This is a genomic window from Azospirillum terrae, assembly GCF_053470425.1.
Map to the genome: position 1 here is coordinate 1317428 of NZ_JBPXMR010000001.1, position 20108 is coordinate 1337535.

Sequence of the window (20108 nt, forward strand, 5' to 3'; positions counted from 1 at the left end):
TCAGCGCCGGCTCAACCGGCGTGCCGCCTCCTCGGCCAGCGCAAGCGCGGCGAAGCGCGGCACGGTGGCGCCATAGCGGGCGGCGAGGCGCCGCGGCTCGGTCGCCAAGCGGAACGCCCACTCCAGCCCCGCCGAGCGCAGCCAGAGCGGCGCCTGCGCCTTGCTCCGGGACAGGAAGTCGAAGGCGGCCCCCACCCCCACCAGAAGCGGCGCTTCCAGCCGCGCGCGGTTGCGCGCCATCCACAGATCCTGGCGCGGCGCCCCCAGCCCGACCCAGATGACGTCGGCCCCGACGGCGTTCAGCACGGCGCAATGCTCGCGTTCCGTTGCTTCGCTCCAGGTCCCCATGGGTGGCGCGAAAGCACCGGCGATCAGGGCGCCGGGATAGGTGGAGCGAAGCCGGGCGGCGAGGCGGTCCAGCACCGGGTTGGTGGCGCCGAACAGCAGGTGCCGGCAGGGGCGGTCAATCCAGGTGGCAGTGTGGGCCAGCATCGCCCCCATGAAATCGGGACCGTACACCCGTGTGACCGGGAACCCGCGCGCGCGGCCCATCCAGACCAGCGGCATGCCGTCCGGCGCGGCGAGCCCCGCGCCGGCATAGGCCGCGCGGACATCCGGATCGTCGCGCGCTGCCAGCACACTGCGGGCGTCGAGGTGGCACACATAGGTCGGCGTCCGCGCGCGGATCCAGCCGGCGGAAAGCGCCACCGCACGGTCGAGCGATACCATGCTCACCGGCGTGCCGAGAATCTCGCTGCGCGGCACCTCCGGACGCGGCGGTGCGTCGGACCGGATCAGCGGCAGCGGCGTCACAGGGCCGTCCCTTCGACGGGGATGGCGGCGGGCACGGGGAAGCCGCCAAGCACGCGCCGGTACTGCCCCATGCGCTGTTCGAACACCCGGTTCGGGGCGTAGCGCGCCTCATAGGCAAGGCGCGCGCCGGCACCCAGGCCCCGCAGCCGACCGGGGGCGGCCAGCAGAGCCGCCGCCTTGCGGCTCCAATCCTGCGCAACGCCGGGGCTGGCGAAAACGCCGGTGGCGCCATCCTCGACCATCTCCTCCACGGCCCCGCTGGACGATGCGAGCACCGGCAGCCCGTGCGCCATGGCTTCGACGACCACCAGCGGGAAATTCTCGTAGCACAGCGACGGGAAAACCAGCAGCGACGCCCGTGCCATTGCCGCCGACACCGCCGCGGCCGGCTGGCGGCCCAGGAAGCGCACCTGTGGTGGTGCCATGCGCTTCAAAGCGTCCATCATCGGCCCGTCGCCGATGATGTCGAGCGGCGCGTCGATGTCCCGCCAAGCCTCGACCAGCACGTCCATACCCTTTTCCTGGCTGAGCCGGCCGACGCAGAGCGCACCGGCGCGCGGACCGTCCACCGCCACCAGTCCGGGATCCGGCACCGCCACACCGCTGACCGCCAGACGTTCGTGTGGCAGCCCGCCTTCGGCAAACCGCCCGGCCGCAAAGGAGGTCAGCGCCAGGAACAGATCGACCTTGTGCCGCCAAGTCCCCAGGGCGCGGTGTACGCCGGCGACGGCGGCGACCGCGGCGCTGGCAGTGGCGCTTCCGCGGTAGCAGCGGTGGAGCACGCCGGGCCACTTCACGGTGCGTGGCAGGCAAAGCTGGCAGGGGGCGGCGTCGCGCAGCAGCAGCGCGTTGGGGCAGAGCAGCCGATAGTTGTGCAGCGTCTGCACGACCGGAACGCCGCAAGCCCGCGCTGCGTCGTAGACCGACGGCGACAGCAGTGGAAAGGTGTTGTGCACGTGCACGACGTCCGGCCGCGCCGCGCGGATGGCGTCGCGAGTCACGCGATACGACGACGGAGACCAGATGGCGCGCAACGCCATGCCTGCCGACCCCGCCCCCGCGATACGCCCGTTGTCCTCCAGGTGCGGGATCACCTCCACGCCGTGCGCGGCGAGCAGCGCCGCTTCGGCGTCGAAGGCGACGTCCTCACCGCCACGCTCACGATAACGCTCATGGATCAGCAGGACACGCATGCCTGGCCATAACCTCCATCATTCGCTCCAGGACGGCACCGGCCAACCCCTCCGGCGGGGCTGAGGCACCGTCCAGCAGCAACGCGCCCGCGTCGCCCCGGGCGAGATGACGGTAAGCCGCCACCTGTCGCACCGCTTCCTCGGGCGAAAGCTCGTCCTTGCGCCGCAGCAGGACCTCGGTGTCCGCCACCACCACGATCCGCCCGTCCCCCTTCGGCACCCGGCGGGCGACGAAGGCGAGGGCGTATTCCGGCACGCCGATTCCCCGCCGTTCCGGCGCCACCAGATAGTCCTGCACGTAGCGGTCGAACAGAACAATATTCCCCGCTACCAGGCAAGGGCGAACAATGAGCCAATAGCCGAGCACCCAATCGGCCCAGGCGATCGCCAGCCGAATCCAGGAAGCGATGCGGCCCGGCCGGCGTTCGTCCGGGCGCGCCAGGCCGGACGCCTGAGCGGACGGAAACAGCCCGACCAACCGCGGGAGCAGAAACGGGCGCGTGTGGAAGACCCGCACACCGCGCGCCAGACGGCGCGGCAGGACGGACGTCAGCACACCGAGCAGAGCTGTCTTTCCCGCGCCGTCCGGACCGCAAACTATCCATAGGCTGCCCGGCGGCCGGAGGCCGCACACCGTGGCGTCCGCGACTTTGGCTGCCAGGACCCTCACGCACTCCCAAGGGTGCCGCCGCAAGGCCCGCAGCAGCGCCATTGCCCGGCCCCCCTTCCCCGCTCCGAACACTTCGGCGGCGAGATGCGCCGGCACGGTCGTGCCGGCCTGCCGGGGACGGCCGTGCACCATGCGGTGCTCCAGCTCCCGCGCCCCAAGCGCATCGGAGGGATCGAGGCGGAGCGCACCGTTCTCCGGCCGGCCGCGCGCCAGCAGGTCGCTCGCCAGCAGGAACGGAACCCCGCGGGCGGTCAGCGCCCGGTGCAGATCGATCTGGAGGAAGCCGCCCGCCCTATCGCCCAGGAACAGGATCAGCACCGTTCCGCGCGGCACGGCCGCCAGCAGCCGCCAGCCGGTCGAAGCGGTGCAGCGCCGCACCAGCCCCAGCCACGTCCGCCACGGACGCCACGCGGCAAGCAGGTCGGCGTCGCCGCCGCCGATCGGGGCCGCCGGGTCGGCAGCGGCGTCGAGGCGCGCCAGCGGCAAACCCTCGGCCAGTGCGGCGCACAGCAACCGTGCGAGCAGCGCTTCGCGGGTCATCGCAACCCTTCCCGCAGGGCGTCCCAGCGCTCCTCCCCGACCAGCGCCTTTACCGCGTCCTTCAGCCGGCCCAGCCAGATCGGCGCCCGGCCTTCGGCCATGCGGCGGACCGCCGCCGGCGTGGCTCGCCCGACCACCGGCAGGGCCGGCAGCAGTCCGACCGACTCCCCCGATTCACTGTCGGCATAGCCCCAGCGCATTCCCCTCACCATGGTGTAGCCGTGGGCGCGCGCGGCCTCCGTCAAACCCGGTGGGCACAGGCCGCCGGGCGGCGCCAGCCACACGACCGGCGCGCCGGTCAGGCCGGACAGGATGCGGCGCGGCTCCGCCAGTTCATGGTCGAGCGCAGCGGCATCCATGCGGTCGAAGCGGTCGTGTGTCAGGCCGTGGGCGCCGATCACGTGACCGCGCCGGGCGAGGTCGGCCACCGCCGCGGCACTCAGCCGGCCGGGCTCTCCCAGCCGGCCCGCCGGCACCAGGAACACACCGCGCCACCCCCGCTCCTCCAGCAGGTCGGCCGCGCGCCAGTGGCCGTCCGTGGCGTCGTCGAAGGAGACGAGCACGTCCCGGCCGCCGGGGGTGCGCAGCGTTGCTCCCCGCGCCGTCACCCCCAGCGACGCCAGCGCGTCGAAGTGCGCCGCCAATCGGGTCTCCGTCACGTCGTGGAAGGCGGCCACCCGCTCCGGCACGATGCGGTGGTACACGAGAATGCCGAGACTCATGACGCCTCCGCCAGGGCGGCATAGACGGCGGAGGCGCGGGCCGGCCAGCCGAAGGTTCGGCACGCATATGCCCTGGCTCCTGCGGACAGCGCCACCAGACGGTGAGGTTCGTCGATCAGCCGCTGCACCGCGTCGGCGAGCCCCTCCACCGCAGCCCGTGGATCGGAGGCCGGCACGACGATGCCGCCATCAGCCGGAACAAGGCAGGCCGGCCCGCCCAACCCAAGGCAGATCACCGGGACGCCGGCCGCAAGCGCCTCCGCCGCCACCAGTCCACCGGAATCGTGCAGCGCCGGGAACAGCAGCGCGTGTGCCTGACCGAGCCACTCCAGCGCTTCGGCTCGCGGCAGCGCGCCGCGAAAGCAGACCCGCCCGGCGATGCCCAGACGCGCCGCCAAGCCCTGCAGCCGCGAACGCTCCCCCCCCTCGCCGATCACGTCGAGCCGCCAATCCCCGCGCAGCCGGGCGGCTGCGGCAAGTGCCAGATGCCCGCCCTTGTGCGGCAGCAGGTCGCCGAGGAGCACCAACCGGAACTGCGGCCCAGGCGAGCGGACGACGGCGCCCAAACGCTCGATCGTCTCCGGCTCGAGCGCGACCTGGGAGGCGACGATCACGCGGCGCACGCCCAGCCGGGCAAGGATCGCGGCGGTTTCAGGCGTAGCGGCGACGGCGAGCCGGCAACTCCGCGCCGTGAGGCGCAGGTGGGGCAACGCCCCGGCTGCCAGCCGCAGCCCGGCGCGGGCCGCCTCGTAGACGGCGGCCCGCGCCNAGTGGTCTTTTTGGGAAAGGACGCCCCGCGCCCCGAGGTCGGGCCAGAAGGCCGGCGGGCACGCCTCGCCGCCGCCGACCGGCCCCCACAGGAACGGCCCCGGCAGGCCGGCGAGCGCGCTGGCGGACCAACATTGCGCGAAGGTGACGTGGTGCAGCAGGTCGTACGGCCGCTCGGCCATCAACCGGCGCACCAGCGGCACCGCGGTCGCCTGCCATGCCGTGTAGTAGGCGCGCAGCCCCACTCCACCCCCAGCGCGCTTGCCGGCCTGCGCCCAGCCCGGCAGGTCGTGGTAGACGGGGAGGAAACCGGGAAGCGGGCGCTCCGCCAACTCGGCCTCAATGGCCGGCCGGTTGTTGGACCGGGTCAGCACCCACACCTCGTGCCCGAGTTCGACCAGGGTGCGCGCCCAGCCCCAGCCGACGCCGGGCTCGGATCCCTTGCCGGGCTCGCATGCGTATGCGGAGAGCAGAATCCGCACGGTCTAGCTCCGCCGCCGCATGAGGAAGGTAAGGCCGGTGCGCGCCATATCCTCCGGCCGGTAGCCGGCGAACTCCGGATGCGGCCGACTGCATGCCAGTTCCGCCAGTTCAGCGGGGCCGCCGCCCTCTTCATCCCAGACCAGCCGGTCGAGCGGCAGCCCCTCGAACAGCTGGGCGTGGTCTGAAGCGCGCAGCCGGTTGAAGGAAGCCATAGGATTGTCGAACCAGCGCTCCCAAGTGGCACGCCCATAGCGCAGGAAATGGAAGCGCGGCAGCGACGGGTCGCTGCGCGCGTACTGGTCGTCGAGCCGGATGGTGGCGGCGTACAACCCGCCCGGCGCCAGCAGACGCGCCGCCTCGGCGTGGATGGCGCGGACCACCGGCGCCGGTGGAGACTGAAAAACCTGCGTGCAGGTAATGAGACGGAACCTACCGTCTTCCAATGGATAGGGTGGCCATGCCGGCGCCCGGTAGGCGATGCCGAGCCCGGACAGCCACCCGTCCAGATCGCCGCAGGTCTCCGGCGGGTTCAGGGCTGGCAGGCCGCCGCGCCCTGCGTCGAGGAGACGCGCGGCGGCGAACACGGTGTCGGGTCGCAGGCCACGGATGATGTCCACCAGGACCTGCTCGCCCAGGCCGAATTGGCGAAAGACCAGTGGGATGACCGGCAGCCAGCCGGCCCCGATGTCGAGGTGCGGCCCCGCTTCGGCGATGGGAACGCCGCCGTGTGCTTCGACCAGCGCCTTCATGGAGATGGCGACGGCACGCTTGTGGCTGACGTTCTCGGGAGCGGCGATGATCGACCGCGTCACCCGGCGCTGCACCCAGTCGTAGAGCTGCGGCCCTCGCGGAAGCGCGCCGATGGCGTGCTGCACCGCCACCTTTGCCAGGAAGCGGATCATGGGACGAGCCCCGCGTTGACGATGCGCCGCGCCCGCGGAATGCGAGCGGCAAGCACGGCGAGCACACGGTCCAGGCTGGGCCACAGGCCCTCCTGATCCAGTTCCCACCCATGCCCCCAGAGATGAAAGACGCCGCCCCGCGCCGCCGCCTCGTCGAGCAGCGCGCCCACCGCGTCCTCCACCCCGCCCGCGGCGATGCAGCGCACGGCCAGCCGCAGCCGGTCGAGCCCGGCACCACGACGCGCCCAGTTGCGCAGCAGCGCGGCGGGACCGTGCGCGTAGAACTGCGCGGTGGTGGACAGGTCGAAAGGGTCGCGGCCAGGCGTCAGGCAGAACATCCGCGTCGTGCGGGCATACGCGAAGCCAGCGTCGCGCGCCAAGCGCCGGCCGTGCCGTCCGACCGCCCCGCCCGGATAGGCGAATCCGCGCACCGGACCGCCGAGCACATCCTCCAGCCAGCGGCGGCCGTCCACGACCTGCCGGCGCGCCTCGTCGAGCGGAAGGCGGGCAAGCCGGCAATGGTCGCGCGTGTGGGCTGCCAGCTCGAACCCTGCGGCTGCGAGGCCGCGCAGTTCGGCCGGGGTCATGACCGGGCGGCCCTCGCGGTTCACCGCCGGTACGTAGAAGGTGGCCGCGATGCCGTGCCGGCCCAGTGCCTCGGCGAGCCGCAGGTCGGCGGGATGTCCGTCGTCCCAGGACGTGGTGAGACGCAACCCGGTCGGCATCTCAGCCATCGGCGGGCTTCCGCGCCAGAATGATGCCGCCGACATACACCGGCGACGCGCCAAGGAGGGAGTCGGCGAAAGCCGCGGCGAAGCCCAGGAGATGGAAGGGCAGCGCCAGTGCGAAGGCGAGCGCGAGGCGCAGAGCGCCCCCTCGCCCCGTTGCCCGACGCCACCCCACACCGCCGAGCAGAAGGCGTCCGGGCAGCCCAGCGGCCAGCGACGTGGCAGACAGCAGCAGCCCGCCCCGCACGTCGTGCCGCACAACGGTGAACCCCGCCCGGGTGAGCTGTGCCTCCATCCCCGCCCGGGTCCAGCGCCACAGGTCGCATTCGCGGCCTTGCAATTGAAGCGCCGGATAGCTGATCAGCACGCAGCCGCCCGGTGCCAGCACCCGGCGCATGTCGGCCAGCGCGTCGGTGACGCAGGGAAGATGCTGAAGCACCTGGAACAGCGCCACCAGTCCGGCGGAGCCGTCGGGAAAGGGCAGCCGCGCAGCGTCGCACACCACCTCGACGCGGTCGCCGCGAACAAAGTCGACGGCGACGTACCGCGCGTCCGGCAGCGCCTCGCTCAGAGCGGCGGCGAAGGGGCCGGTGCCGGCGCCGACATCGACGCACAGCCCGGCCGGAACGCCGGCGTCCCGCAGCCCGACGACGAAGCGCCGCGTCTGCACCCGCTCCGGCACCAGCCGGCCAAGCAGGAAACGGTAGAGATGCCGGCCGCTCACGGCAACAGCCTCCCCAGCACGCGCTTGTAGAGTGCGATTAGACCGTGCTGCAGGCGCACGGTTTCGGAATCGTAGAGCAGGCCGATGTCGGGGCGCTCGTGCTCGACCGCCATGCGTGCGCCATGACGCAGCACCAGCAGCGCCAATTCCAGTCCTGAACGCTCGGCCTCCGGCACCAGGCGCCGGGCCAGCGCCGGAGCGGCTGCGGCCAGCGCCTGCCCGCAGCGCAACGCCAGCGCCTTGCGCGCCAGCGGCACGAAGGTCCAGAACAAGCGGTCGTGGCTGGCCGGTGCGCAGGGTTCATGCTGCTCGAAATCGATCAGCACGGGCCCGTCCGGGCCGCCGGACAGGACATTCCAATAGATGAAGTCGCCGTGCGCCGGAGCGGTCCGCACGGTGCAGTCGCCGAACCTGTCGACAAGCCGGCGGCGCCAGTCCTCGAACGGCGGCGGCATGGGATCGCCCAGCAGGTCAGCCGCCGGCCGCGTCGAGAAACGGTCCTCGAACGGCCCCGGCCGGGGCAGGAGCGAGCGCCAGGACGGCATCGGCCGGCCGGCTTCCGCCGACAGCCACAGCGCGGCCCAGTCGCCGCCGTCGTGGAACCGCTTCAGAACCGGACGCCCATAGGGCGCGGCCGGAAGCGGGCCGGCATAGGCGGCGGCCTCAACCCGCACGGCCGCCACCGAGGCCGGGTGCAGCGCCACCTTGACAAACCCCGCCCCGTCATCGAGGACCACCGCGATCTTGCGCATGTGCAGCGCCGTGCAGCGCGCCGCCCGCGCGCCGATGCCGGCCGCCGCCAGCCGCTCCGCAACGGCGTCGCGGGACTCAGCCATGCGCCGCATCCAGCGCGCGGGTCAAGGCGGCGCCCATCGCCTTGGCGGCGGCGTCCACCCCCATGGTGTCCGCGGTGCGGTGCGCCTCCCGCCGCAACGCCGCCAGCCGCTCCGGCCGGTCGAGCAGGCTTGCCAGGGCGGCGGCGAGCGCGGCGGCATCCGGCGCGTCCGCCAGCAGACCATTCTCACCGTCGCGCAAATAGTCGATTTCCGGCCCGTGCGCGGTCCCGCCCCGGCAGGTCACCAGCGGCACGCCATGAGCGAAGGCATGCACCACCGCCAGCCCCACGGCGTCGGGAAGGACCATGGCGACAGCCAGACGAAACAGCGTTGCCAAGTCGGCGTCGTCGAAGAGAGCGCCGAGCAGGCGCACGGCCCCATCCCCCGCCATGGCCTCCAGACGCGCTCGGTCCGGGCCGTCGCCTACCACCAGCAGGACGCACGGCCGCCCCGCCTGCCGCAACGCACGCACTGCGGCAATCGCCAGATCCACGCGCTTGGCGGGGTAGAGCCGGCCGACGAAAAGGAAGACGTTCAGCCCATGCAGGCCGTGGCGGCGACGCGCCTCCTCCTCCGCCTGCGGCCCAATGCCCGCCGCGGCTGCCCGGATCGCCAGCACGTCGAGGCTGTTGTGCGAGACGAACACCCGGTTCGCCGGTATCCCGCTGGCCAGACAGTTGGAAGCGCCGCGCGGCGTGTAGGGCAGCACCGCGTCGGCCCGTTGCGCCATGCGGACGCGCAGCCAGTGGCGCAGACGGCAGACAGCGCCGCCCCCGGGCTGCAAGTCGAAGTGCCCCGACAGCAGCAGCCGCGGCCGTCCAAACAGCCGGCGCGCCAGCCATAACGACCAGATGGCCAAATCGTGGACGTGGAATCCGGCGATCACCGCGTCGTAGCGTCCGACAAGCACCGACAGCGCGCCGCCGGTCCAGGCGATACGGCCGCCGCCGCCTGGCCAGAAGCGGTTGCGCACGCGCATTTCGGGCAGCGGCAGCGCTTCCTGGACATCGGCGGCGTTCCATCCCGCCAGGCCGCGGCCGTGAAAGACGGTGAAGGCGAACCGCGGCTCGGACGCCAGGCGCTCCACCAGCGGCAGGCGGTAGCGCGGCGTGATGCCGTCGAACAGCGCAACCCGTGGTCTGGCTGGCGGCAGCATGGCGGATGGCGGCGCGGCCGACGGTGCCAGCGCACGACGCGCCGCGTGCACGTACGGCAGCGCTGCCCACAACGGCCACAGCCCGCCGCCATGACGGCGGGCAAAGCTCAACCACGCCCGCGGTGGCAGGCCGCGCGGCCCGACGATGGCGGACAGGCGCTCGGTCAGCGGCCTGCCGCCGTCGCACCAGGGCGCCGGCACCGTGTTGGAGGCGCAGGCACCGACCGGTGGCACCGCCACCACAGGAATGCCGCGCGCGGTCGCCCGCAGCCCAAAGTCAGTGTCGGCCATGCCCTGGACGCCGATGAAGACCGGGTCGATGCCGCCGAGATCCTGCGCGGCGGAGCACGGCACCAGCACGACGTTGCCCTGGAAGGTGTCGCAACGTTGCGCCTCCCCCACCGCGTGCACGGGATGCAGGCGGAAGGGATGCCACCGCCCGCGCCGCTGCCCGCCGTAGCTCCGGCCCCCGCCGTCGGGAGCGCGCGTTGCACCGACGACTACCGGCTGGCATCCTTCGGCAGCGCTCCAGCGGTCGTGGGCGTCCAGCAGGGAAGCCAACGCTGTTTCGTCGAGCGCCACGTCGTCGTTCAGCCAGAGCAGGAGGTCCGCGCCGTCAGCCATGGCGGCGCGCAGCCCCATCTCCATGGCGCCGGCCCACCAGAGGGTGCCGTCGCCGCGCAGGATGCACACCTCCGGGAACCGCTTCGCAACGGCGTCGGCGGTGCCGTCGCTGCTGCCGTCGTCCACCAGAACCGCCCGCAGGTCCACCGCTGCACCGTTTGGGAAGCGCTGCTCGAACAGTGTGCCCAGGCAGCGCAAGGTCAGGTCGCGGCGGTTGTGGCAGGCGAGCACCGCCGTGACACGGCGCAACGCGATCATGCGGCCGCTTCCCTTGGAGCTGGCACCGGCATGGTTCTCCTGGACTCCAGCCGCATGGCGAGCGCGGCGATGGCGCCGACCAGGATACCCTGCTCCATTGCCGGCGTGTACGGCAGCCCAAAGGCGGCCACGGCCACGAAGAGGGCCATGCTTGCGGCGCGGTCCAGCAATTGCCCGCCGTCGTCGCCTCCGCTCCACAGGCGGCGCAGCACCATGAGCAGCCACAGTATCCACAGGCCGCTGCCGGCGATGCCGGCGTTGATGAACAGCTCGACGTAAAGGTTGTGCGGCGAATATTGAATGGTCGACCAACCGATCAGCCGCTCGTAGCCGATGCCGAAGCCGGACCCGAAGAGGATGGACGGCAACCCGCCCGCCAACGTGCGGTCCACCAGGATGCGCCAGCCGGTGAGGCGCCACGACAGGGTGCTGTCATCGTTCAGCGGTTCCATGATCGCGCTGGACATGGAGGCGGACAGGACGTCCTGACCGAAGCCCAGGCCGACAAGCCAGACCACCGCCAGCCCAAGCGGCACTATCAGCAACGCCAAGCCGATGCGCAGCACGGCCCGCGGGTTCAGCAGCGGCAGCACCGCGATGGCGACGAGCATCACGAACCAGACGCTGCGGTGATACAGCAGGATGGCAATCAGCAGAAACGGGATGGCCGCCGCGCGGTAGAGCGGCAACACGTCCAATCGGCTCCAGGCCGCCAGGCAGAGCAGGCCGGCCTCGGCGATCAGGAACGCGCTCGACGACGGAAGCACGCGCTCCGCCTCGTACTCGGCGTAGTTGCTGAACACCGTGGGTCCGGCCAGCGTGGCGATATCCGGATCGATCCAGGCGAGCAGCGTGTAGCACACCAGCGCCCCGGCTGCCGCCAGCCAGATGCGGGCCAGCCGGTCGAGGTCGTTCGACGTCCAGGTGAAGCTGAGCGCGTAAAGCGTCCCTGCCGACAGATAGAAGTAACGGCGGTAGAACGTCGTGGCCGTGTCGAAGCCGTACTGGAGCGCGCCGATGCCGAACGCCACCAGCAGCACCAGCACCGTCGCCATCCAGACGAACTGGATGCGGGTGAAGCCGCCTCGCAACAGCAGGCGTACGCTACCGGCAATCATCGCAATGATGAAGATCAGATCGGCCGGCGACACCGTGCGGTCCGCCACCCTTATGCCCAGATCGATGCCGAGGTGCCCCTCGATCACGCCGACGATGACGATGGCGACCACAAGCGGCATCCAGCGGAGCATCGCCGTGACGATGCCGCAGAAGGCGGCTAACGCCGCGACGATGCCGAGAACGTCGCCCGCCAGAACTTGGTCCACATCCAGCATCACGCCCTCACCGTCCCTTGGAAGTATATCGCCTGCTCCCCGCTCATGCAACTCGGGGTACGCCAATGGGGATGAACGGCATGCAAGCATTATCGGCGCAGGTGACCTCCACGCTCCGTGACATTCCAGCGATGCGCGGAGTGGCCTGCCCCGGACGCGGATCAGCGCTCCAGCCAGCGCCGCGCAGCGGCGGCTGGCGTGCGGCCTTCCGCGGTGATGCCCAGCGCATCGCCCAGCAGCCGCTGTCCAACCGCGCGGCGCAGCGCCCGCGACGGGTGCAACAGCACGCCAATGGCAAGCAGCAGGCCGGACGCGGCCATCGCCGCCACCAGACCAGCAAGCGGTGGCAGGCCGGACGCCGCCCACGCCGCCGTGACGGCCGCGGTGCCGCCGCCCACCAGAATGCCGGGCAGCAGCGCCGTCAGCACATTCCGCGCGGCCTCGCCCCGCGGGGCGCCGCACGCGCCAGCCGCCAGCAACAGCATCACCGACTGGGCGACCACCTCCACAGCCAGCAGCACTTGGAGGATCCCCACCAAGTCGACGGGCCGCACGACGGCCAGGGCGCAGCCCTGTGCGGCCAGGTAAGCCACTTGGTGAGCGCCTCGCAACGTCAGGCGGCCCAGCGCCTCACACAGGGTGCCGGTCAGCATGGCGAGCATCCGCAGCAGCGCCCAGGCCGACAGCCACGCCAGCGGCTGCACTGCCCCCAGCCACGCCGGACCGAGCATCACGCTGACAATCTGCGGCGCCGCCGCAGCCATGCCACCGGCGACACCGCCCAGCAGGCAGGGGCCGAGCAGGATGACCGAGAGCCAAGCCTTGCGCAGCCGTTCGGGTTCACCGGCCAGCCGGCTGTACACTGGGAACAGGATCTGGCCGGCGCCGGCGCACAGCGCCTCCAGCGGCAGCATAGCCAGGATGAAGGCCCGATCCCACAGCCCGACGGCGTCCATACCGGCCAACACCCCCACCACCACGGGCAGCAGGTGCAGCCCGGTGGAATCGAGGATGCGCAGGATCAAGTAACCGCTGCCCAACGTTGCCAGCGCGCGCAAGCGCACCCGCGTGGTCGACCGCGGCCGCAGCACCGGCCGGACACTCCACAGCGCCAGCGCCGCGGCGACGGCGACCTGCGCGATGGCACCGCCGACGAGGCTCCACGGTCCGAATCCGGCCGCCGCCAGGGGGATGGCCACGGCGCCCTGCCCCACCGCAAGGGCCACGAACCCCTGGATGCCGATGGCGCGAAAATCAAGGTTGCGGCGCATCAGTGCGATGGCGGTCTGCCCGGCACCGCCGATCAGGCCGGCGAAGGCAAGACCGCGCAGCACCGCAACGGTATCGGCGGACAGGTTGGGCACCACTGCGGCGAGCAGCGGCGCTCCGACCCAGACAACGCCCAACAGGACGAGGTTGGCGCCAGCGGCCAAGGCGAACAGGATCGGCACGTCCCGCGCATGATCGAGGTCACGCTTCTGGATCACCGTCGAGACGATGCCAAAATCGGCAAAGTACTGCAGAAAGCGCAGCACGCCGGCCGCCACGCCGACAATGCCGTAATCCGCCGGGCTGAGCAGGCGCGCGAGCACCGCGGCCAGCGCTAGCTGCACGACGCCGGTGGCGGCGGTCGTCGCAAAGGTCCAGCGCAGTGAGAATCCGACCTGCTTCGACGAAAGCGGAGCATGAGAGGCGGTCGGCGCGTCGCCGGTGGGCATGGGGAGCGGGGACCGGGGCGGTGCGTGGAGGGAGCCGCAGTGTGCGTCATTGCCGCGGCGGGGCGCAATGGCCTCGAATCCCGTGGGGACACAGCGCCGGGTTCGCGGAACGCGCGCCCGTCCTTGTCACGATGCCCGCATGGCGCGTCCAGGATTGCAGGGCACGGGATGTTTGGGCCATGCTCCGGCAAACCCGTCGCTGGATGTCCGCGCGGGGGAAGGGAAATCAAGTCATGCTCGACGCCGTCGTCGCGGCCACCCGACAGACCAAAAGCAGCCTCGCCGGACTGCGGCGACTGCCCGTCCGTCCCCTGGCGCTCTATAAGGATCTTCGCCGCATCGCCATGGCCGATCCGGGCGCCTTTCTCATGGCCGGAAGGGCACTGCTGCCCGGCCGCCCCGGTGCCGGTGCCCTGCGGTGCCTGGAGGACTCCGCCTGCCGGCGCGACGACGCCGAGGCGCTGCTCCTGCTCGCAGCCCTGCACGAGGCGCTCGGCCGCCCCGGCGAGGCGCAGGGGTTGCTGCTCGACCTCCTAGCCCGGCGGCCGGAGGAAACACGCGCCCACACCGCACTCGCACGGCACGGCCGGCCAGCGGCGCCCGAGGCGTTTCCGGCCCTGTTCCTCTCCCACCACCTCGGGCTGGGCGATCATCTGATATGCAACGGGCTGGTCCGCCACATCGCAGCGGGGACGCCGTCGCTCGGCTTGTTCGTCAAGCGGCATAACGAGACGAGCGTCCGCTTCATGTTCCGGGACGACCCGACGATCCGATTGTTCCCGGTTCGCCACGACGATGACGTGAACGACTTCCTGCGGCACTACCCGGCGGTTCCGCTGGTCAGGATCGGCTTCGAGAAGCTGGACGAGAAGCGCCACACCTTCGGGGAAGACTTTTACGCCCAGGCCGGACTGGACTACTCGGATCGCTGGGCGCTCTCCTTCGTGCAGCGGAACCCGGAGCGCGAGCGCGCCCTGTTCGAGCGGCTGGTCGGGACCGTACGGCCCTACCTGTTCCTTCATGACGATCCGGGCCGCAACCTCACGATCGACCGTCGCCTGGTGCCCGGCGGCCTGCCGGTGATCCGGCCCGACCGCCGGATGACCGACAACATCTTCGACTACGGCATGATCCTGGAGAACGCCCAGGAGATCCACTGCATGGACAGCGCGTTCCGCCATCTCGCCGACAGCCTGCCGCGGTTGACGGGACGCCTGATCCTGCACCATTACGTGCGCGGCCCCACCAGCGACGTGCCGGGGCGTCACACCTGGGAGCGGCTGCAGCGGACCTGAGCCGTCCTGAGCCGCTCAGGCGAGCCTGCAAATCGCCACCATAGTCCGCGTCAGCGGATGCGGCCGAGCAGACGATCCAGGAAGCTGGGTGCGCGCACCGCCTTGGCCGGGATGAAGTGGCGCTTGCGCAGGGCACGGGCGATCTCGACCACGCGGCGCAGCTTTTCGACACCCCCGCCTGTCCGAGCCGAGGTGTCCTTGATGGAGATGGGAACGGCGGGCGCCTCGCACGTGAGGAAGCGGTTGTCCTCGGGGTTCCGCCCCTTTTCCACCACGGCCATGTAGCGGTAGAAGCTGACGGCGACTACATCGCGGACATAGGATGCCTGCCCCCCCTCCAGGGAGTGCAGGCGCTGCCACCACCCCGTGCTGAGGTCGGCGGGAAAGTAATTGATGCCGTCGACCAGTTCCTTGAAAGCGTTCACCGCGATGTATCGGTGCGGACCGTCGCCACTGACCAGATCCTCGACCACGTAGTGCCCGCCCCGACGGACATGCGGGAAGAAGTTGCGGAAGGTATCGATCTGGTCCTGGTACCAGTGGCTGCCGTCGTCGATGATCAGGTCGAAGTCGCTGCCGTTCTCGCGAATGAAGGCGTCCACCGCGGCACCATCGGCCGAGTTCAGGATGGAAATCTTGACCCTGCCCCCTTCCAGCCCGCGACAGGCCGGATTGATGTCGATGCCGTGCACCACGGCGTTCGGGAAGTAGTCCTCCCACATGTGGACGGACGAGCCGCTCTGGTGCGGCGCCTGGAGTCCGATCTCGATGATCCGGCGGACGTCGTGCCGCCGTTGATGGAAGTGCTGGTCGTAACGCTTCAGATAGTCGTGGACCATCTTCGAGGCGCCATGCTTCCTGGCGAACTGCTCCAGCAGCGTGTCCGCTGTCTCCCGGAACGCCCCGGCATCGCACGCGGCTTGGCTCTCTGTTGAAGGGGCCATGTCTAACATACTCGACGTTCCTTGTTGCGCGTCACCATTCCCCATTGTTGTATATTGCCCTCGTCCATAGCGCCAGGAAAAGCACGGCAACGTTGCGCACAGCGGCAGTGTTGCGCGCGGCAGCACATCCCAGATTGTACACTTCCGTGCATGAACACCAAAGCAGGGTCGATCGGATGGAGCAGACCACCAGCGGAAACGCCCGCAGCATCCTCCACGTGATGGCGGATCTGCAACCATCCGGCGCCGAACGTATGCTGGAGGTGATCGGGCCGTTGATCGTGGCGAACGGGCTTCGACCAACAATACTGTCGACCGGTGAGAACGGACCAGGCCCCTTCGCGGCACGCCTTGCCGCCGCGGGCTACGTCATCAACCACCTCCCTTTTTCCCGCAACCTGTCCTTCGTCGGGCATCTCATTGCCCTTTTTCGCCGCAATCGCTTCGATGTTGTTCATGTCCATTGCGAACGGGCGGCGTTCTGGATCGAATTGGCCGCCCATCTCAATCGGGTGCCTCGGATCGTGCGCATGGTGCACAGCACGTTCCCCTTCACCGGCAGCCTGCGTGTCCGTCGATCAGCGCAACGTGCAATAGCGCGGCATCTCTTGGGCGTCGTCCATGCCGCACCATCCGCATCCGTCGTCGACAACGAGCAGAGGCGTTTCGCCAATCCCGTTCAGTGCATTCCGGCATGGGTGGATCCCGTGTTCCGGCCACCTACGGACGAGGAGCGGTCGGAGGCGCGCGCCCGCCTGGGGCTTGCCGATGGAACGTTCGCGGTGGCGGCCGTCGGAAGCTGCCTGGAAGTGAAGAATCACGACGCCTTGATCCGGGCCGTCGCCCGACTGGCGGCGAACGGCAAGGACATGCTGCTGCTGCATGCCGGCCATGGACCGCTGGAAGCCGCAGAGCGAGCCCTTGCCGTCACGGAAGGCGTCGCCGACCGCGTCCGTTTCCTGGGAGTGGTCGACGACGTGCGCTCGCTGCTGCACGCAGCCGACGCCTTCGCCATGCCGTCCCACCGGGAGGGATTACCCGTCGCCGCCTTGGAAGCCCTGGCCTGCGGCGTGCCCGCAGCACTCGCTGACAGCCCTGGCCTGCGCAGTCTCGTCCATTTCGGACCGGCGGTGCGCTGGTGCGGAACTGACGTTGATTCCATCACCGCCGCATTGTCGGAATTGGCTGCATTGCCCAACGCCGAAAAACGTATGCGCATCGCCGATGCTGCTGTGATCGTGCGGCGCGACCATGGAGCGGCCGCCGGCTGGGCCGCCTTGCGCCGGCTGTACCGACTGCCGCCATGATCCGGAGTAGAGTGTTGACTGAGGCTCTACGGGTGGTCTGCCGCTCAGCTGCCCCGGTAGGTGTTGTAGCTCCACGGCGTGCACAGCAGCGGCACGTGGTAGCCCTGCTTGGCGTCGAAGATGCCGAAGCGGATCGGCACGGTGCTCAGGAACGCCGGCTCGGGCAGCGTCAGGCCCTGGGCGCGGTAGTAGTCGGCGACGTGGAAGGTCAGTTCGTAGGTACCGACCACCATTTCCTCGGCAGTGAACAGCAACTGGTCGGTGCGGCCATCGGCGTTGGTGGTGACGGTCTTGATGAGCGTCTTCGAGCCGTCCTTCTCGACCCGCGCGAAATCGATTTTCACGCCGGCACCCGGCCGGCCATGATAGGTATCGAGCACGTGCGTGCTCAGCTTCGGCTTGGTGTTGGCGCTCACGGTCGGGCTGGCCGGCGCGGTCTGCGCCTCGGCAACACCGGGGGCGGCGGCCGCCAGCATCGCACCGGCCGCGATCACTTCCCTTCTGGACATGGTCATGTTTGCTCTCCTTGGACTTGCCCTCCAGGTCGCGTGACGATCACGCCGCCCGGACATTCGTGATGAACTGGTCCACCTCGCGGCGCAGTGCGCCGGCCTGCTGCGACAGCGCGACGGCGGCGGTCAGCACCGTGTCGGCCACCGTGCCGGCCTCACCGGCGGCGTGGCTGACGTTGGCGATGTTGTCCGACACGTCCTGGGTGCCGGCTGCCGCCTGCTCGACGTTGCGGGCGATTTCGTTGGTCGAGGCGCCCTGTTCCTCGACCGCCGAGGCGATGGCCGCCGACACCTGGCTGATGTCGCCGATGGTGCCGGTGATGGCCTGAATGGCTTGCACCGCCTCGTTCGTCGCCTTCTGGACGCCGTCGATCTGGCTGCGGATGTCGTCGGTCGCCCGCGAGGTCTGGGTCGCCAGCGCCTTCACCTCGCTGGCCACGACCGCGAAGCCCTTGCCGGCCTCCCCGGCGCGCGCCGCCTCGATGGTGGCGTTCAAGGCCAGCAGGTTGGTCTGGCTGGCGATGTCGTTGATAAGATTGACCACCTCGCCGATGCGGTTGGCGGCGGTGGCGAGGCCCTGGACGATGGTGTTGGCGTGGTTGGCTTCCTGCACCGCCTGACCGGCGACGGAGGCGGCGTGGCCGACCTGCTTGCTGATCTCGCCGATGGAGGCGGACAGCTCCTCGGTCGCCGCGGCGACGGTCTGCACGTTGGCGGAGGTCTGCTCGGACGCCGAACTGACGATGGAGGATTGGCGGCGGGTTTCCTGGGCGACGCGGCTCATGGTCTCGGCCGAGCCCTGGAGGTCGGTGGCGGCGGTCGCCACGGACTGCACCACGGTCTGCACCGACGCCTCGAAAGTGGTCACCATGGCAGCCAGCGCCCTCCGCTTCTCGGCCTCGGCGGCCTGCTTCTCGGCGGCGCGCTCACCCTCCAGGCGCTGCACGTCCAGCGCGTTCTTCTTGAAGGTCTGCACCGCGTCCGCCATGGAGCCGATCTCGTCCGCGCGCTCCAGGCCGGGCACCTGGGCGCTCAGCTCGCCGTGCGACAGCGCGTACATCGCCTCGCGGATCTGGTCGAGCGGGCGGAAGATGCGGCGCAGCATCAGCGAGAAGCCGGCCATGATCATCGCCGCCACCACGCCCAGCGTCAGCACTGTGCGGAGCATGGCGGCGCTCTTGGCCGCCTCAAGCGAGGCGCGCGACAGGCGCAGTTCCAGCACGGCCAGCTTCTTGCCGCCGCGCGTGACGTCCTGGGCGAAAAGGATTGCGTCAGGGTTGGGGGCGGCGCCGTGCGCATGGCTCGGCTTGCCCGACGGATCGACGACGCGCGAGCCCAGATAGTCCGGGTCGCGGGCGAAACTCGCCAGGATCTTGGCGACACTGTCGTCCTCCATGTTCCACAGCGGCGCCGCGACGGCCTCCGCCTGGAGCGACGCGATCAGCGTGCCGCGCGCCTCGACCAGCGCCATCTGATCGGCCGCCTGACTGCGCAACTGCCATGCGCTGAAGCCGGTGAAGACGACGGCGAGCAGGGCTGCGGTCCAGGCCAGCAGCGTGATCTTCAGGCTCTTGCGGCGGGTTGCGGCGGTCATGGCGGGATTTCCTGTCCAGGGAGGAGCGAAGGGCAGCCGGTGGGGAGAGGGAACGCCCCTCCCCACCGTCGGCGCCTTACTTCAGGTACGGCTCGCTGATCGTCTTCCAGTCGGCGTCGGCTGCCAGGCCGTCCACCGTCTTGGTGACGAAACCCACCAGTTCGGCGTCGCCGCCGGACACGAAGACACGGCGTTCGTACTTGCTGTGCGGCGTCGCCGAGACGTGCAGCTTGTCGGCGAGGTTCTCGCTCTTGATCAGGTAGCGCGCGGCGGTGTCAGCCAGGATGGTGACGTCGATGCGCGCCTGCGCCGCCTTCTTCAGGTTGGTCAGTTCGGAGTTGGCGTCGTCACGCTTGATCTTGCCGCCGTCCACCAGCGCATCCACCGAGCCGTAGCGGTGGCCGGCGACACCGCCCAGCATCTTGCCGGCGAGGGCGTCGGGACCGGTGTACTCGATCGGCGCCGACTTCGGCGACACCACGGCGTTGGCGTCCTGGATGACGGTGGCCGACCACTTGTACTTGGTCTGGTCCTGGTCGCCGAAGAAGGCCGGGGTGGCCCATGGCACGACGACCGCCTTGCCCTCGGCCAGCGCGGTGTCCAGGCGCTTGCGCGGCATGGCCTCGACCACGAACGTGTACTTACCGCCCGATTTCTTCGTCATGTAGTCGGCCAACGCATAGGTCAGGCCCTTGCCCGGCTCGGTCACGAAGGGCGGGAACTCGTGATAGGTCATGACCGGCACGTCGGCGGCATACGCACCCGACGCGGCGGAGACAAGGAGGAGGCCGGCGAAGACGGAACGGATCATGGAATGGGTTCCTTTTGAGCGATAGGAGCCGGGCGATTGTTCGGACCGTAAGCCCTTCGTCCGGTGTTGGTTCGTTGCACTCCCGGGACCGTGTCGGGCCGCAGTGGAAGCATGGTGGCGGTGCTTCTGCGGCCTCCCGGCCATCTTCCGCGAACAAAGCAAGCGGCATGCCGCGG

At 70.4% G+C, this 20108-nt stretch carries 18 protein-coding genes; 2 read left to right on the forward strand and 16 right to left on the reverse strand.

What is annotated here, in order from left to right:
• The 12 genes from ACSVDD_RS06335 to ACSVDD_RS06390 form a co-directional block, all read right to left on the reverse strand.
• On the reverse strand, positions 1-813 hold the full coding sequence (locus ACSVDD_RS06335) for a WecB/TagA/CpsF family glycosyltransferase (RefSeq protein WP_448188442.1): 813 nt from the start codon (positions 811-813) through the stop codon (positions 1-3).
• Entirely contained in the window at positions 810-2006 is a 1197-nt protein-coding gene (locus tag ACSVDD_RS06340) for a glycosyltransferase (protein WP_448188443.1), read from the reverse strand. Before ACSVDD_RS06340 ends, ACSVDD_RS06335 begins: the two co-directional genes overlap by 4 nt.
• Entirely contained in the window at positions 1984-3216 is a 1233-nt protein-coding gene (locus ACSVDD_RS06345; protein ID WP_448188444.1) for a nucleoside/nucleotide kinase family protein, read from the reverse strand. The genes ACSVDD_RS06340 and ACSVDD_RS06345 overlap by 23 nt, the downstream gene beginning before the upstream one ends.
• Positions 3213-3938 (reverse strand): polysaccharide deacetylase family protein, encoded by a 726-nt coding sequence (locus ACSVDD_RS06350; protein ID WP_448188445.1) that lies wholly within the window; start codon positions 3936-3938, stop codon positions 3213-3215. The genes ACSVDD_RS06345 and ACSVDD_RS06350 overlap by 4 nt, the downstream gene beginning before the upstream one ends.
• The gene (locus tag ACSVDD_RS06355; RefSeq protein WP_448188520.1) at positions 3935-4888 is read right to left on the reverse strand and encodes a glycosyltransferase family 4 protein; all 954 of its coding nucleotides are present in this window, start codon (positions 4886-4888) and stop codon (positions 3935-3937) included. The genes ACSVDD_RS06350 and ACSVDD_RS06355 overlap by 4 nt, the downstream gene beginning before the upstream one ends.
• A 303-nt stretch (positions 4889-5191) precedes the next feature.
• A complete protein-coding gene (locus ACSVDD_RS06360) occupies positions 5192-6091 on the reverse strand; it encodes a class I SAM-dependent methyltransferase (protein WP_448188446.1) in 900 nt (299 codons plus the stop codon).
• Complete coding sequence (locus ACSVDD_RS06365) at positions 6088-6825, reverse strand: polysaccharide deacetylase family protein (RefSeq protein ID WP_448188447.1); 738 nt, start codon at positions 6823-6825, stop codon at positions 6088-6090. Before ACSVDD_RS06365 ends, ACSVDD_RS06360 begins: the two co-directional genes overlap by 4 nt.
• Positions 6818-7543, reverse strand: coding sequence for a class I SAM-dependent methyltransferase (locus tag ACSVDD_RS06370; RefSeq protein WP_448188448.1), 726 nt, complete (start codon positions 7541-7543; stop codon positions 6818-6820). The genes ACSVDD_RS06365 and ACSVDD_RS06370 overlap by 8 nt, the downstream gene beginning before the upstream one ends.
• A complete protein-coding gene (locus ACSVDD_RS06375; RefSeq protein WP_448188449.1) occupies positions 7540-8379 on the reverse strand; it encodes a hypothetical protein in 840 nt (279 codons plus the stop codon). Before ACSVDD_RS06375 ends, ACSVDD_RS06370 begins: the two co-directional genes overlap by 4 nt.
• Positions 8372-10417 carry a glycosyltransferase gene (locus ACSVDD_RS06380; RefSeq protein ID WP_448188450.1) on the reverse strand — a complete coding sequence of 682 codons (2046 nt, stop codon included), beginning with the start codon at positions 10415-10417 and terminating at the stop codon, positions 8372-8374. Before ACSVDD_RS06380 ends, ACSVDD_RS06375 begins: the two co-directional genes overlap by 8 nt.
• On the reverse strand, positions 10414-11751 hold the full coding sequence (locus ACSVDD_RS06385; protein ID WP_448188451.1) for an O-antigen ligase family protein: 1338 nt from the start codon (positions 11749-11751) through the stop codon (positions 10414-10416). The genes ACSVDD_RS06380 and ACSVDD_RS06385 overlap by 4 nt, the downstream gene beginning before the upstream one ends.
• A 161-nt stretch (positions 11752-11912) precedes the next feature.
• Positions 11913-13469 carry an oligosaccharide flippase family protein gene (locus ACSVDD_RS06390; protein WP_448188452.1) on the reverse strand — a complete coding sequence of 519 codons (1557 nt, stop codon included), beginning with the start codon at positions 13467-13469 and terminating at the stop codon, positions 11913-11915.
• Between the two features lie 233 nt (positions 13470-13702).
• Here ACSVDD_RS06390 and ACSVDD_RS06395 point away from each other — a divergent pair, with 233 nt between their 5' ends.
• On the forward strand, positions 13703-14764 hold the full coding sequence (locus ACSVDD_RS06395) for a hypothetical protein (protein WP_448188453.1): 1062 nt from the start codon (positions 13703-13705) through the stop codon (positions 14762-14764).
• 50 nt (positions 14765-14814) lie between these two features.
• Here the strand turns inward: ACSVDD_RS06395 and ACSVDD_RS06400 are convergent, their stop codons facing one another.
• On the reverse strand, positions 14815-15708 hold the full coding sequence (locus ACSVDD_RS06400; protein ID WP_448188454.1) for an O-methyltransferase: 894 nt from the start codon (positions 15706-15708) through the stop codon (positions 14815-14817).
• Positions 15709-15884: 176 nt separating this feature from the next.
• Here ACSVDD_RS06400 and ACSVDD_RS06405 point away from each other — a divergent pair, with 176 nt between their 5' ends.
• On the forward strand, positions 15885-17015 hold the full coding sequence (locus tag ACSVDD_RS06405) for a glycosyltransferase (protein ID WP_448188455.1): 1131 nt from the start codon (positions 15885-15887) through the stop codon (positions 17013-17015).
• A gap of 44 nt (positions 17016-17059) precedes the next feature.
• On the opposite strand, the gene uraH is transcribed toward ACSVDD_RS06405, so the two are convergent.
• The 3 genes from uraH to ACSVDD_RS06420 all read right to left on the reverse strand — a co-directional run bounded on the left by uraH (position 17060) and on the right by ACSVDD_RS06420 (position 19932).
• On the reverse strand, positions 17060-17530 hold the full coding sequence (gene uraH / locus ACSVDD_RS06410; protein ID WP_448188456.1) for a hydroxyisourate hydrolase: 471 nt from the start codon (positions 17528-17530) through the stop codon (positions 17060-17062).
• 40 nt (positions 17531-17570) lie between these two features.
• Complete coding sequence (locus tag ACSVDD_RS06415) at positions 17571-19121, reverse strand: methyl-accepting chemotaxis protein (RefSeq protein ID WP_448188457.1); 1551 nt, start codon at positions 19119-19121, stop codon at positions 17571-17573.
• A 76-nt stretch (positions 19122-19197) separates the two neighbouring features.
• Positions 19198-19932, reverse strand: a complete 735-nt coding sequence (locus ACSVDD_RS06420; RefSeq protein WP_448188458.1) for a substrate-binding periplasmic protein — start codon at positions 19930-19932, stop codon at positions 19198-19200.
• Positions 19933-20108: the final 176 nt, after the last annotated feature.